General features: G+C 46.6%; 12 protein-coding genes. 4 read left to right on the top strand and 8 right to left on the bottom strand.

The genetic code is table 11. The annotated features are described in order from the left end of the window. Window positions 1-97: 97 nt before the first annotated feature. The 5 genes from MKY85_RS05195 to MKY85_RS05175 all read right to left on the bottom strand — a co-directional run bounded on the left by MKY85_RS05195 (window position 98) and on the right by MKY85_RS05175 (window position 7,103). The gene (locus tag MKY85_RS05195; protein WP_342571990.1) at window positions 98-1,936 is read right to left on the bottom strand and encodes an ABC transporter ATP-binding protein; all 1,839 of its coding nucleotides are present in this window, start codon (window positions 1,934-1,936) and stop codon (window positions 98-100) included. After that, window positions 1,917-3,725, bottom strand: coding sequence for an ABC transporter ATP-binding protein (locus tag MKY85_RS05190; RefSeq protein WP_342571989.1), 1,809 nt, complete (start codon window positions 3,723-3,725; stop codon window positions 1,917-1,919). Before MKY85_RS05190 ends, MKY85_RS05195 begins: the two co-directional genes overlap by 20 nt. A gap of 351 nt (window positions 3,726-4,076) precedes the next feature. Next, the gene (locus tag MKY85_RS05185) at window positions 4,077-4,940 is read right to left on the bottom strand and encodes a hypothetical protein (protein ID WP_342571988.1); all 864 of its coding nucleotides are present in this window, start codon (window positions 4,938-4,940) and stop codon (window positions 4,077-4,079) included. 262 nt (window positions 4,941-5,202) lie between these two features. After that, window positions 5,203-5,934: a nuclease-related domain-containing protein gene (locus MKY85_RS05180; protein WP_339239950.1), complete on the bottom strand. Its 732-nt coding sequence runs from the start codon at window positions 5,932-5,934 to the stop codon at window positions 5,203-5,205. 275 nt (window positions 5,935-6,209) lie between these two features. After that, the gene (locus tag MKY85_RS05175; protein WP_342571987.1) at window positions 6,210-7,103 is read right to left on the bottom strand and encodes an NAD(P)-dependent oxidoreductase; all 894 of its coding nucleotides are present in this window, start codon (window positions 7,101-7,103) and stop codon (window positions 6,210-6,212) included. A 202-nt stretch (window positions 7,104-7,305) separates the two neighbouring features. Here MKY85_RS05175 and MKY85_RS05170 point away from each other — a divergent pair, with 202 nt between their 5' ends. From MKY85_RS05170 to MKY85_RS05160, 3 genes are read left to right on the top strand one after another with little or no spacing between them, the layout of a single operon-like run. Then, window positions 7,306-8,436 carry an endospore germination permease gene (locus MKY85_RS05170; protein WP_339239947.1) on the top strand — a complete coding sequence of 377 codons (1,131 nt, stop codon included), beginning with the start codon at window positions 7,306-7,308 and terminating at the stop codon, window positions 8,434-8,436. Next, window positions 8,399-9,907: a spore germination protein gene (locus MKY85_RS05165; RefSeq protein ID WP_339239945.1), complete on the top strand. Its 1,509-nt coding sequence runs from the start codon at window positions 8,399-8,401 to the stop codon at window positions 9,905-9,907. Before MKY85_RS05170 ends, MKY85_RS05165 begins: the two co-directional genes overlap by 38 nt. After that, window positions 9,904-11,067 carry a Ger(x)C family spore germination protein gene (locus MKY85_RS05160; protein ID WP_339239943.1) on the top strand — a complete coding sequence of 388 codons (1,164 nt, stop codon included), beginning with the start codon at window positions 9,904-9,906 and terminating at the stop codon, window positions 11,065-11,067. Before MKY85_RS05165 ends, MKY85_RS05160 begins: the two co-directional genes overlap by 4 nt. 208 nt (window positions 11,068-11,275) lie before the next feature. On the opposite strand, the gene MKY85_RS05155 is transcribed toward MKY85_RS05160, so the two are convergent. The 3 genes from MKY85_RS05155 to MKY85_RS05145 are packed head-to-tail and all read right to left on the bottom strand — an operon-like array spanning window position 11,276 to window position 13,440. Then, the gene (locus MKY85_RS05155) at window positions 11,276-11,638 is read right to left on the bottom strand and encodes a hypothetical protein (RefSeq protein ID WP_339259109.1); all 363 of its coding nucleotides are present in this window, start codon (window positions 11,636-11,638) and stop codon (window positions 11,276-11,278) included. Window positions 11,639-11,671: 33 nt separating this feature from the next. Then, a complete protein-coding gene (locus MKY85_RS05150) occupies window positions 11,672-11,962 on the bottom strand; it encodes a hypothetical protein (RefSeq protein WP_339259107.1) in 291 nt (96 codons plus the stop codon). A gap of 35 nt (window positions 11,963-11,997) precedes the next feature. Continuing rightward, the gene (locus tag MKY85_RS05145; RefSeq protein WP_342571986.1) at window positions 11,998-13,440 is read right to left on the bottom strand and encodes a hypothetical protein; all 1,443 of its coding nucleotides are present in this window, start codon (window positions 13,438-13,440) and stop codon (window positions 11,998-12,000) included. A 146-nt stretch (window positions 13,441-13,586) separates the two neighbouring features. Between MKY85_RS05145 and MKY85_RS05140 the strand changes: the two genes are divergently transcribed. Continuing rightward, window positions 13,587-13,865, top strand: a complete 279-nt coding sequence (locus MKY85_RS05140) for a hypothetical protein (RefSeq protein ID WP_338591354.1) — start codon at window positions 13,587-13,589, stop codon at window positions 13,863-13,865. Window positions 13,866-13,891: the final 26 nt, after the last annotated feature.

Genomic DNA, 13,891 nt, shown 5'->3' with positions numbered 1-13,891 from the left:
CCCAAACTTGAGCGCAAAGCGATCTTCAGCAGAACCAATTCCTGTATTCCTTAGTCACCTTGCCTTCCCTTACTGCACCTTATTGCGCTTTAATCCTCTATTGCGCCTTCTTACGCAACTGGCTGTAATACAGCTCGCTGTAGAAACCGCCTTGTTCCAGCAGCGCATCATGCGAACCTTGCTCCAGCAGATGCCCATCCTTCAGCACCAGAATTCGGTCGGCCTGCCGGATCGTGTTGAGCCTGTGAGCAATGACAAAGCTGGTTCGTCCCTGCATGAGACGTTGCAGCCCTTCCTGGATTTTGATCTCCGTGACGGTATCAATACTGCTCGTTGCTTCGTCCAGTACGAGGATGGAAGGGTCAGCCAGAATTGCCCGGGCAATGGCGAGCAACTGCTTCTGCCCCTGACTGATACCACTTCCGTCGGCCTGGAGCACTTTGTCGTACCCATCCTTCATTCGCACAATGAACGAATGGGCATTCGCCAGACGGGAGGCTTCTTCCACCTCTTCATCCGTTGCGTCCAGACGGCCAAACCGAATATTTTCCCGGATCGTACCCTGAAACAGGAATGAATCCTGAAGCACAAACGCCATATGAGACCGCAGATTCTCACGTCGAATGGTGGTCATATCACGACCATCTACCGTTAATGTTCCACCTGTCGGATCATAGAAACGGGATAACAGCTGAATCAATGTTGTTTTCCCCGCTCCGGTCGGACCTACCAGGGCAATCATCTCACCCGGTTTGGCTTCAAAGCTGATGTCATGCAAAATGTTACGTCCTTCATCGTATCCAAAGGATACTTTGTCGAAACGAACGGCTCCCTCCACTTTATCCAGAGATACCGCTGCCCCTTCATCCTTCGCTTCCTCATCTTCGTCCAGCACCTCGAATACACGCTCAGCCCCCGCAATTGCGGACAATAACGTATTCCACTGGTTCGCCAGATCGTTGAGCGGACGGGTAAACTGACGGGCATATTCCACAAAGATAATGATCACCCCGACCGTTACGGAACCCTGAATCGCCAGAATACCGCCGATGCCCGCGACAATCGCAAAGCTCAAGTTATTCAATCCATTCATCAGTTTGGGGATAAAACCAGAGATCGTCTGTGCCCAGAAACCGGAGATCCGGATGCGGGTATTCCGTTCCTCAAAACCGCGAATCACCCGCTCCTCTTGGGAGAATGCCTTAATGATCTTTTGCCCGGATAACGTCTCTTCAATATAACCGTTAAGTTCACCCAGATTGCGCTGCCGTTCCTTAAAGAGTGGTCCCGTTCTACGTGTAATCCAACGCATACCAATGGCCATCAAAGGCACAACGATAAAGGTAAGCAGGGTCAATAGCGGGCTGAGCCACAGCATAACGCCAAACGTTCCGAGCAGCGTTAATACACTTGAGAAAATCTGGATCGCTGAGCTGTTCAACGTACCGCTGACATTCTCGATATCATTGGTCACCCGACTCATAATCTCTCCCTGCTGGCGTTTACCGAAGAATGGAATCGGCAGCTTGTGCAGATGGGAGAACAGATCATACCGCATGCGGAACACGGTTTCCTGTGCAATTTCGATCATCCATATGTTTTGTAACCAGGATGTTAGAGAGAACAAGACGTACACTGCGGTTAATCCAATCAGAAACCGTGTCCAGCTTGAACCGGCTTCACCCGCGATGAAATCATCCACGGCCACCCCTACCATGTAGGGGCCAAGCAAAGCGAGTGCGGAGCTGGCAAGAACCATCAGCAATACCATGGACAGCTTGACCTTACGCCGTGCCAGATAGGTCCAGATCCGACCAAGTGTACCGGACCAGTTCTTCGCTCTTGCCTTGGGTTTGCGACCACCGCCTGATCGTAGCGTCTCCGGGTCAATCGGCGGTGGCGGCTGACGGAAAGGCTCAATGAATGCTTTGAACATGCTGTGCACCCTCCCCGTATTGTGATTCATGAATTCGACGATACAGCTCTGATGATTCCATCAGGTCTTCATGTTTTCCCTGTCCAATGAGTTGTCCATCATCCAGCAGCAGAATCAGATCCGCAGATGTTGTGGAACTGATCTTCTGCGTAATAATAAACGTGGTACACGACAATTCTTCCAGTGCATCCAGCAGTCTGCCTTCTGTCGCCACGTCCAGTGCGCTCGTGCTATCGTCCAGAATCAGAATACTTGGTCGGCGTACCAATGCTCGTGCAATGGATAGACGCTGCTTCTGACCACCGGAGAGATTGACGCCCCGTTGACCCAGCAAGGTATCATAACCGTTGGGTAAATTCTCTATTGTTTCGTGAATCTGGGCGCGCTTGGCGGCTTCCACGATCTCTTCCAATGTGGCATCTTCTCGGCCCCAGGCTATATTCTCCCGTATGGAACCGGTAAACAGCACAACCTCCTGAGGCACATAACCAATCGAACCACGCAGCATGGACAGATCCAGTTCTGTTGCATCCGTACCATCAATTCGGACCTTACCTTGATCCTCCGTGTATAACCGGGGAATAAGCTGCACCAGTGAAGATTTGCCTGAGCCTGTTGCTCCCATAATGGCAATACGTTCCCCCGCTTTTGCGGTGAATGTGATGTTGTCCAGCACTGTAATTTCACTATTCGGATAACTGAAACCTACGCTGCGGAATTCCACTGCACCCTGCACAGTGCGCTGTTTCTTCGCTGAGTATACAGATTGCGGAAAATGCGAAGATTGTACAGATCCAGCAGTTGGTGTAGTCGTTGATACCGCCTTATTCTGTTCAGTCTCTGACGTATCCTCCGTATTAAATACTTCATTCAGTCGTTGTGCCGAAGCGCTTGCTCTGGAGAACGTCACCAGAATCCATGATAATGCAGACATGGCACCAATGGTGCGAAGCAGATAGTTAATGACCGCAACCACTTCACCTACGGTTGCATTACCGGAGGCGATGTCAACTCGTCCAAACCATAACACGGCGATGATACAGACATTCATCATCAGCAGCATGAACGGCATCGTGGTCTCCGTCAGGCGCAGCGCGGAGATTGTGCCTTTCATCAGCTTGCCGCTGAATCCGGCAAAGCGTTCAATCTCATGGCCCATCCGTACGAAGACACGGATCAGCCGAATGCCTGTCAGATTCTCCTGGATGACTCCATTGACGGCATCCAGTCTGCGCTGCACATTGCGGAACAGCAGCGCTGCCTTTTTAATCATCCACACCACAACAATGAGGAGTACAGGTACCATGACAACCAGCAGCAACCCCAACCTCGGATTCACGATGACTGCCATAATCATGCTGCCAATGACCACCAGCGGTACACGTGTCATGAAGCGCAGACTCATGAAGACCGTGTCCTGAACCTGGGTCACATCTCCCGTTAATCGGGTAATCAGGGACGATGTCGCGAACCGATTAAAGACGGCATAAGAGAACGTTTGCACTTTGTCATACAACTTCTCCCGCAGATCGTATCCAAACCCCAGGCTCGCATGGGATGCAAAGAACGAACTGGCAATTCCGGCAGCAAAAGCCACGACAGCACTGCCAACCAGCACACCACCCCATAACCAGACGACCGACAGGTCTCCCTGCTGAATACCGTTATCAATGATCTTGGAGATCAGATAAGGCTGAGCCAGCTCCACTGCAAGCTCAATTAACATCATGACCAGGGCTGCAATCGCGGCAACTCGGTACTTCTTCAAGTAGTACAACAGCTTGATCATAAGCATTCCTCCGGCTCGGAGCACCCTAAACCGATAACACGTTCCAGCTCAGAGCCTCCATTAGACATGTTGATTTCTCCACTGCGTCCAATATGTAATCATTTCTATGTACACATATGGTTATTATAGCGTATTTTACAATGCCGCTTCTATTCTTATTACCCTACTTTTCCCAAACAACAAACTTATCATCATTTTGGCAGCAAAAAATGAAGCACCCCTTCGCTACAACGCATAGAACCCTAACCACCGATTATCCCGGTAGTCAGGGTTCTATGTGAGACCTAGGCATATAGCTCATTCGTTCAACGCATTCCAATTCTGTTCATCACTACTATGACTTTACTACTTTCACTTTCCGTAGATCTCCTCTACACGTTCTTCCTCATTTGTAGACAGCAGAACATTGAGCAGCCCCATGGCATTATTGGCATCACTTCTCGCCGTCTTATACATCTCGGCAAACGCCGCTTCATCCTGCTCCGGGTCCATCTCTGCAAGCTTGCCCCACGAAGTACGGGCTTTGTCGTATAGCGTACTAAGCGTGATGTCACGTGGATGCTGAGCAACAGGTGCCATGGATTCAAATTTTGCTGTCACACGGAAGAAATCCATAGAGTCCTGGAACGATGTACTGCTGTAATCCTTATTTTTCATTGCATCATCCGTAATCAACAGACCTTCACGGGCGATAAACAGCGTTTTCACCATGGCACGTTCCAGATTGGTTGCTTCTTCCCAGGTTACATAAGATTCGTCAGGTGCTTGTACAGTTGTGAAATAAGGAAAGGCATCATCAATCAACCGCTGTGAATCGGAATGAATCGGCACCTCTGCGTTCATGTCCACAACAGCATCACTATAATTGGCCACATTTATATTTTTGGAATCGTTCTCACTAACCCGGCGCACTGGATGATCCGTAAGAGGGATACGGATATAGCCAAGCTTATCCGCATACTGCTGCTTCAACTCTTCCAGTGTAGAGTCCTTTCCAATCTTGCCGTCATCAGTCGAAGAAGATTCTTTGGCGTCTGAACCTGTCTCCTCACCAGCAGTCGAACCGTTTGCTGCCGTTTCGGTTACAGCAGCATTCGAGCTGCTTGTTTCGGATGATGATGACGTCTCTTTCGCTCCACCACCACAAGCTGTCAGTATCGCTGCCAAACTGAACATAACCGTAAACGTCTTTATCGTATCATTCCATTTCATCATATGATCTTCCCCTATCGTATGTATATTCCTGAGAAACATTAACCTCTACTCCAACCCTTGAACAATTTATTTACAAAAATATCCTTTCAGATAACATAATCGATTCACAACTGAACACGTTCTACATTGTATCATAAGTCAAAAATGGGGTGTATACGACGATATACCTGTGTCTAAAGCCTTTTACTACTCGTGTATTAACTGACAAGATCGACACAAAAACACTGTCATCCGTATGGACAACAGTGTTCATGAAGTGTGATTATTTAATTCCTTTGGCCTTCTCCATGTGTTCTGACCGAATCTGAGGATCGGTCGAGTTCACCGATGATAAGAGGGCGTGAATCGCCTGAATATCCTTCTCTTGAAATACAGTCTCAGGAACTTCAGACTCAAGTCGTTCCGTCTTGCGCTGAATTGTCTCCACCAATTCATGGTCATAGATGATCAGTTCATCCGAATTCACATATCTTACAGCAGGATCAACACTAATGCGGCAACGGTTCGTGAAGGTCACCATGGAGACGAGACGCACTCTTTTGTAGTCTCCGAGGTGTGCATGAATGGCTTCCACATGTGCACGATGCTGCATGAGTGGATTGTACATTTTGACCCGGCTGCTGCTGACCGACCAATTGGCCTCTCTTCTTCCGCCGCGAATCTCACCTGTCGTCAGATTGCGGGTTTCGATTACAAAGATGGCCCGAGGTCCAATTACAACATGATCGATCTGCGAATAACCTGAGCGTGACTTCGGATTGGTAATAAGTAGATCGTTCAGCACTTTATACTCACTTGGAAGACCCATCAGCTGATCTGCTGTACTAGGCTCCTCCGGCGGGCGTGTCCAGTCCCCTTCCGCTTTTTTCTTGCGTTTACTGCGGACCATACGCGGAGGAATGGCTGTCGTCGATGGTAAAGCTGAAGCGGAGGCTGTAATCGGGTTCGCAAGCTCTGGCTGTGTCTTGAACAGAGACAGGATTTTCTTGAACATGGGCAAGCTCCGTTCTATTATAGTGTGGGTTACGGGTGACCATTACAGGAGGAATAACATCCTTTGACACATTCATTATGTAAACTTCTATTACTTATGTCGGATAAAGAGGGGTTAAAATAAAGGGTTAACGACCAAAATCTCTCTAATACGCAAAGTACATATGAACATTTAACCAATTCCGTGACTTTAGACGCATAAATAAGCCGTAAAATAAAAAAAACAGCGCAACCTTTCCTGAATCGAAAAAGAATGCGCTGCTGTTCTCTTGGTTGTTAAGCCTGAAGATAATAGGTGTAGAGAACCTGTGTCCCCTTCTCTTCCAGACCATTATTCGCTATTTCCTGGTACAGGGATTCGGCCAGAGCCAGCCCAGGCGTGTTCATGCCCATCTCTTTTGCAGACTCCAGTGCAATGCCCATGTCTTTGATAAAATGTTTCACATAGAATCCAGGCTCATAATCGCCTGCGATCATGCGCGGACCGAGATTGCTGAGTGACCAGCTTCCGGCTGCCCCGGTAGCAATGCTCTTCAGCACGGTCTCCGCGTCCAGACCAGACGTCTTGGCATAGGCGAGTGCTTCGCATACGCCCATCATGCCAGAGGCAATGGCAATCTGGTTGCACATTTTGGTATGCTGCCCGGCTCCTGCCTTGCCTTGCAGCACAATGTTGCTGCCCATCTGCTCAAACAGCGGACGCACGGCTTCAAAGGCCGCCGAGCTTCCTCCAACCATAATGGACAGCTTGGCATTCTGCGCTCCGATATCGCCGCCCGATACAGGCGCGTCCAGTGCATGCAGTCCTTTGGCTTCCGCAGCTTCAGAGATTCTTGCCGCCAAAAGCGGACTGGATGTTGTCATATCAATCAGATATGACCCCGGTTTAGCATTGGCTACGAGACCATCTTCACCGAGATAGATCTCCTCCACATCCTTGGGATAACCCACCATCGTGATGATGACATCACACGCGGCAGCCAGTTTGCCTGGTGTATCATGCCATACGGCGCCTTCTTTCACTAACGCTTCCGCCTTGGCAGCGGTTCGTGTGTACACATGCAGCGGATATCCCGCTTGCTGGATGTGCCCAGCCATGCTTTTCCCCATCACGCCTGTACCAATAAAGCCAACTTTCGTCTCTCCAGGTGCCTTCGTTGTATTTGTCATCGCAGGTTTCCTCCCTATTTTCCCTATTTCTCTATGCTTCGCTCAGTACTTGTCTTCGACATTGCTATATCTGTATGTTATAGCTTTCTGGTTAGTCCGTCCATCTCGTTTGCAGCTTTTTGTGAAAAAATCTGAAAAAGGAATCAATTTCCCATATGCTGTGCAACCTAACGGAAACTACCTTGAGCGGACGGTGAATGCAATGAGCCAGGAAAAAGGACAAATTACGATCTGGCTATCCTTTTCCATCATTTTATTAAGTGCCGGACTGGTCTGTCACGTCTTGTCCATTCCTGCAATTCTTGAAGAGGCTGGTCGGGACGGCTGGTTGTCAGTTGTTGTAGCTGCACCGCTCTTCATGTTGTTTCTATGCATGATGTTTATCGTTATTCGGCGCGTGCGTGGACAGCGGTTGACCGATTGGATCACCCGAGAGTTTGGCATTATTCCATCGTGGATTTTTCGCATAACCGCTGCAATTTTGCTGCTTGCTTTAGGGACACATACTTTATATGAAACAACGAACTGGACGGTATCTACCTATCTACCGTTCACACCCACCTATGTGTTAGCCGGAGTCGGTGTACTCGTTGCAGCATGGTCAGCAGCTAAAGGAATCCGTTCTATTGCCATGACTTCGAGCATCCTTCTGCCACTAGTTATTCTGCTTGGCTACTTCGTCATGTCTGCCAATATGAAGTATAAAGATTATGGTCAGTTATTCCCCATGATGGAACACGGCTTCGCTCCGATTATGCGGGGTATGATCTATTCTCTTGCCGGACTAATGGAGATTTGGATTCTAATGTTATTCCAGCATGAGATCAAAAGCAAACTGCGCTGGTGGCATGTCCTGTTACTTGGAATTTTCATGATCAGTATGGCCATTGGACCTACCATGGGAGCCATTGTGGAATTTGGACCGGAAGAGGCTGCCAAACAGCGAAACAGTCCCTATGAACAATGGAAACTTGTGAATATCGGCAAGTTGTTTCAGCACGTGGATTTTCTCTCCATATACCAATGGCTGAGCGGTTCATTCGCCCGAGTAGCCATCTCGATATATCTTATCGTGGACCTGCTGGATATCCGCAGACCGAAGAAGCGATATATCACCATTCTCTGTATCTCATTCGTTATGTGCGCTTTTGCCATCCAGTGGTGGCGCATTGATTATGTGGATTATTATGTGGACCATATCCAGTTTCCCGTCATGCTGGCTTATGTGGCAATCGTTACTGTCCTGTTAACGCTGGCCGCTCTCATTCACAAAAAGGACAAGGAGGTTGCTCAACATGTCGAATCCACCCAAAACAACACCAACAAAACCTGAACCGAATACACCTTTCCATATGACCGAACACAATCTGACAACCTTTTTTGCCGGGTCTGATGATGTCATCATCGATAAACATATATTTGGCGATTCGCAAATGAAGCTGATTATGTGCTATTGCAGCGGTATGGTCGATACTCAAGCCATCTATGATATCATTCTGCCAGATTTGAAAAGGACCTATGAATCAACTCATTTTGTTCGCATTTCTGACATCGAAAAAAATATCAGCCTCCAGTGGAGCACTCTTGATCTGAATGATCCGGCGTATGGGACTGAACTCATGTCCCTACGTGTATTTGAAGGACATATTCTAATCTGCCTCCCCTCTCTTCAAGCCATGTGGAGTCTAGACATTTCCAACATACCTACACGGACACCGGAAGAATCCACGACAGAAGTATCCATCCGTGGAGCGAGGGACGGTTTTATCGAACCTCTTGCAGTGAATGTCGCTTTGATTCGTACCAGACTGCGTACCAACCAATTAGCCTGCAATATCGAACTTATTGGCTCACGGTCAGCCACCAAGGTAGCATTGATGTATATCAAGAACATTGCCAATTCGGAATTAATTGATGAAGTCAAGCATCGTCTACGCACAATCCAAACAGAGCGTATCATGACGGCCAATGAACTTGAAGAGTTGTTATCACCTGCCAAGATCACCTTATTTCCGTTAACTCACTATACCGGCAGGCCAGACTTTGCAGCAGAATGCTTGCTCAATGGTCGCTTCATTCTTATTGTAGATGGTAATCCCAGTGCAATCATCGGACCCGTTAATCTGTTTCTGTTGCTCAAATCACCAGAAGATGCCAGCTTTCCTTTTTTACCTGTCAATGTAGGTCGCATGTTGAGGTTTATCGGTCTGTTGGTCACCATATTTTTGCCCGGATTTTATATTGCGTTAACCTCTTTTCATATGGATCAGATTCCTTTTCCACTCGTGGCAACAATATCTGTTGGACGGATGGGTTTGCCTATGGAATCGGGCATAGAAATGTTTCTAATCATGTTGCTGATGGAATTGTTCCGGGAAGCCGGGGTTCGTTTGCCAAGCGCCATCGGTCAGACCTTAACGGTCGTGGGTGGCTTGATTATCGGGGACTCAGCCATCCGTGCCGGTATGGTATCCCCGTTGATGATTGTCGTTATTGCAGTAACGGTGGTTGCTGGAGCAACCATTGTCAATCAAGTCATGACAAGTTCCATCCTGATTCTTCGTTTTCTATGTTTTGTCTTAGGGGTAACACTGGGCATCTACGGGTTCATTCTGTCAATGATTTTGTTTCTCATCTACCTGACTGATCTCAAGTCATTTGGCATCCCCTATCTGACGCCTTTAACCCCACTGAGTTTCAAACAAGCCCTCTCATCTTTATTCAAAATGCCAACGGGCATTGGCAAACGCAGACCTGTCTATTTGGAGACGCAGAAACCGCGCAAGGAAGGTAATGAACGATGAACAGACTGTTGCGTCGCTGTGTGCTAGGATTGTTGAGTCTTTCCCTAGTCCTCATGACGACCGGATGCTGGAGTGCATACGAAATTCAGCAGGTAGACTATGCAAAGGCGATCGGTATCGATTTCAAAGACGGTATGTATCACATTTATGTACAGACACTGGATTTTTCGAGTATAGCCAAAAGTGAGAGCTCCAGCAAAACTGCGGAAGCACCTCCGATCTGGGTTGGTCATGCTGAAGGGAAGACAATGAGTCTCGCGATGAACGAATTATGGCGTGCCTCACAATTACACATTGCCTGGGGACATGTGACCGCGATTGTACTTGCAGACGGAGTGTTGAATAACAAACACATCAAGGATGTGTTTGACATGCTCGGGCGCTTCCCCGAGGCCCGTTATACCACCTGGGTATATGGTACACGTGAACCTTTACTGGATATTTTGAGCACAGCATCCATCTACAATCTTTCACCGCTGGATAGCATCCTCCACAATCCTTTGCCCAGTTACATGGAAAACTCTTTATTTGCACCCGTACTCAGCTTCGAATTGATTGCAACGCACAATGATCCAGCAACTACGACGTATCTACCAGTCATTTCTTTGAATAAGGAACTCTGGCTCCAAAATAAAAAAGAACATGATCTGTTCCTGATCGAAGGAGCCTTTTTCGAGAGGACGGGAAAGAATTTTGAGTTCATGTCACACAATGATCTACCGGGTTACCACTGGCTAGTCAAAGGCATGCGCCGAGCACCCTTGCTGATCCAGAAGGACAATGTCATCTACGGCGCTCTCAGTGTTGGTCTGCCTACCATTAAAATTAAACCGATTATCCACGGAGATCACGTCACATTCTCTATTGATGCCAAATATCTAACAGCATTATATGAATATCTGGTTCCCATGCCATACGATGAAATGACCCGGGTAAGTGAAGATAAACTAAAAGAACAGATTATGGAAACGTATCGCCATGGCTTGGAACGAGGAGTTGATGTATTCGGCCTGCAAGAAAAACTGTACCGCAAAGACCCGAAATTGTGGCACAAGTTATCCGGTGACGGAGAAAAATTAATTCTATCCGAGGATTCTATTGAGGAACTCAATATACACCTTACGATCCCATATACAGGAAAATATAAGAGAAAAGTATAGAACCAAGCCATCCCGCTTATCATGAGGAACAACACAGGAGGATGGCTTATTTTTTTAGGTTATAATTCACCTCCTACTCTTCATTATCAAGAGATGAGTAGATAATATATCCTTCGTCGTTCAGACCTTTTATGTCCCATATCATCTCCTTAATCGGTTGCTGGATTACCGCAGGAGTCAGACCGTTCATAGCGAGGTCTTGTAACTTTCATTTCTTATAATAATCCATGACCCGCAACCGCGTAGTCAGGACCAACGTCTGAGGGATGAGCACAAAGACAATGTACATAAGTACAATTAACCATAGATGTGCGGCAAAATTCTCAGCACCGAATGATGGTTTCGGACGCTCAATCCAATACCACCAACACGGGATGGCAATAAACCATGTCAAGCCCGTAGAAAGGAACATATCTTTCACATCACTCCATAGAAAGCAGAACACCGCGACGAACAAAATAGGACCTGTCCAAGTATCCAGTATCGGTCCCCAGCTCTGGAAGACAAAGATGATGGCAGGATACAGAAGATTGATGGTCCAGCGCCAGATCAAATTGTTATAGATAAACATTATTCCTCCCAGCTCGAAAAATAAGGACGATTACTAAAGGTTCCGAGCTTTGCGTCGATCTTCGCGGTCGGCTTCTTCCATCTTCCTTATATATTGTTTTAATTGTTCTTTGTGTGCTTCTAGCTCTGCTAGTTTGGATGTAGTTCCTTCAAGAAACGCTGACATTTTTGCAGACAACTGTACAGCAGATTCTCCCTTCCAATCTTGCAGTCTTCCATATATGTTTCGCATCTGCTGCTCCTGTTGAATCAAGCGTTGCTGTAACTGTTCACACTGCTGGATCGCTCTTCTCAAATCTGACAGAGAGACAGATATTCTCCCCATATGTACACCTCCTGTAGTTCATTGCAGCTAAACTATTATCGATCTGCCAGAACAAAATCCTGTCTTTTCCGTTCGATATAATCTGCGATCTCTGTAATGGATTCTTGGTACCACCGATTAATCCGCTCCAACGTTGCCGTAGCATCATAGGCAATGGGTGTAAAGGACTGACTCTCACTTGTTGATATATGTGCTTGGAACATCTGGATTGAAGAGCGGGCATCATTGGCAAAGCCATGCAGACTTTCCCGCATCTGTCTGGAAGAATGTCCAAGCTCCTCAGGTGTTAGTTGAATAGTGCTCCCATGTCGGTCGCCAACATAGTATGCTGAGTTCTGTCTATTCATAGCGTCTGGACTGATTCCTAGTACTGTTGCCGCAAGTTGGCCGAACCCTCCCATAGCTGAACCATGCTTCTCAACCAGCATATTCATCGCTTCCTTAAACTCTTCTCTTGCCTTCATCATCTCTGAATAATTTTCTACTCTAGGCTGACCATCCACACGTTGCCCATCTATCGTAAACAATGTATTACTTATGTTCCCTTTCTCATCGAATGTAAAATGATCCATACTATGTGTTCTCTGACCGACTAGCATGGAATCCAAAAACTTGGATAATACACTCTGTTCTCCGGATATAGACGGGACACGAATAAATTCAAACGACCACTTGTTACCGAACAATCTTTGTTCCCACCACGTCTCGCGAGGTATCGGTAAGAACATGGGGATTGTCTCGTAACGATTAGCATCTTCAAAAGTAGAATTGATATAATAAGTAGCACCAACATGCTGCTCGGCATTCTTCACACCAGAACCCACAGAATCCCCTGGATGGACATAGGCCACATTCGTTTTCAGATAATCTCCGTTCCGAACCTTCTCTTGCAAATCATCAGGAAGTAAATTTACGATACTTGGCGGATTATAACTCGCTGATGATACTCCATTACGAATCGCAACATATTCGGCTTGAGCACCTCCCAACGAGTGTCCAGTGGTTGAGATATCAGCTTCCGGGTACTCCTCCTTTACTTTATCAAAGAGGTTCAGTGCCTGAATAAATTGATTATTCTGATACCTAGATTCAGCTTCAATAAAAGGCATTTGTTGATGCAGAGGCAGCGCCGCAATCTCTTCCTTATACTGCTCCATATAATTGTGAGTTTCCTCCAAATTCTTGGTTCGATTACCTACAACATCATTTAAATCAGTCTCCCAATCTGTTAGTACACTCCATTTGGGACGATCAGGGGGTTCAGTTCCCCGATAACCAATAATAACTTGATTATTATCCTCATTGTAAAACACAGTAGCATCAAATCCAGAACCATTTGTATCATGAAGCATGGCCCCCTTCGGTTCAACTATTGTCCAACCTGGAAGATTTTCATTCTTATATCCGGAAGATGGTAAATCTCGTTTGTATACCTCATCAGCAATGGTCCAATAGGTCTTATCATTTATGTATGTCATGATACCCCACCTTGTCTATTACATTAATTTGTATTAAAGTGTGCTTAGAGTTTATTTCCATAAAAGGAGAATTAACGCTTATGCGAATAAAACCTGCAGCTCTGACCTTACTTATTTTTCTATTCTTATTAGGAGGATGTTCAAGTATGTCTACCTCAGATAAGCAAAGTATTGTTGAAACAGCTACACCAATAAGTGTTGAGTACATAAAGAAATACTATAATGCGGACTTTATTGTAACGAGTCACGATATTGATGATCCTTCCATCCATTCACGTCTATATCTATACGGTCATATAACGGGACATGAGGATGAACGTATCACCGTTTCCTATAACTACGACTCACAGGAGGTTATCAGTGTAGAAGGACCAGGTTGGTTTATCGACAGTCGAAATCCAAAAAAGGAAGTACCTTCTTCCTGAGAAAAAACTGCAAAGTGATACACCAA

Source organism: Paenibacillus sp. FSL R5-0749 (genome assembly GCF_038595085.1).
Classification (GTDB): domain Bacteria; phylum Bacillota; class Bacilli; order Paenibacillales; family Paenibacillaceae; genus Paenibacillus.
Note: the sequence above shows the minus strand (reverse complement) of the source record. Positions and strands in the feature narration are given on the sequence as shown.

What these genes read in the sequence shown, in the direction of transcription:
- MKY85_RS05195 (WP_342571990.1), bottom strand. Translation starts at nt 1,936, where the DNA reads ATGTTCAAAGCATTCATTGAGCCTTTCCGTCAGCCGCCACCGCCGATT.
- MKY85_RS05190 (WP_342571989.1), bottom strand. Translation starts at nt 3,725, where the DNA reads ATGATCAAGCTGTTGTACTACTTGAAGAAGTACCGAGTTGCCGCGATT.
- MKY85_RS05185 (WP_342571988.1), bottom strand. Translation starts at nt 4,940, where the DNA reads ATGATGAAATGGAATGATACGATAAAGACGTTTACGGTTATGTTCAGT.
- MKY85_RS05180 (WP_339239950.1), bottom strand. Translation starts at nt 5,934, where the DNA reads ATGTTCAAGAAAATCCTGTCTCTGTTCAAGACACAGCCAGAGCTTGCG.
- MKY85_RS05175 (WP_342571987.1), bottom strand. Translation starts at nt 7,103, where the DNA reads ATGACAAATACAACGAAGGCACCTGGAGAGACGAAAGTTGGCTTTATT.
- MKY85_RS05170 (WP_339239947.1), top strand. Translation starts at nt 7,306, where the DNA reads ATGAGCCAGGAAAAAGGACAAATTACGATCTGGCTATCCTTTTCCATC.
- MKY85_RS05165 (WP_339239945.1), top strand. Translation starts at nt 8,399, where the DNA reads ATGTCGAATCCACCCAAAACAACACCAACAAAACCTGAACCGAATACA.
- MKY85_RS05160 (WP_339239943.1), top strand. Translation starts at nt 9,904, where the DNA reads ATGAACAGACTGTTGCGTCGCTGTGTGCTAGGATTGTTGAGTCTTTCC.
- MKY85_RS05155 (WP_339259109.1), bottom strand. Translation starts at nt 11,638, where the DNA reads ATGTTTATCTATAACAATTTGATCTGGCGCTGGACCATCAATCTTCTG.
- MKY85_RS05150 (WP_339259107.1), bottom strand. Translation starts at nt 11,962, where the DNA reads ATGGGGAGAATATCTGTCTCTCTGTCAGATTTGAGAAGAGCGATCCAG.
- MKY85_RS05145 (WP_342571986.1), bottom strand. Translation starts at nt 13,440, where the DNA reads ATGACATACATAAATGATAAGACCTATTGGACCATTGCTGATGAGGTA.
- MKY85_RS05140 (WP_338591354.1), top strand. Translation starts at nt 13,587, where the DNA reads ATGTCTACCTCAGATAAGCAAAGTATTGTTGAAACAGCTACACCAATA.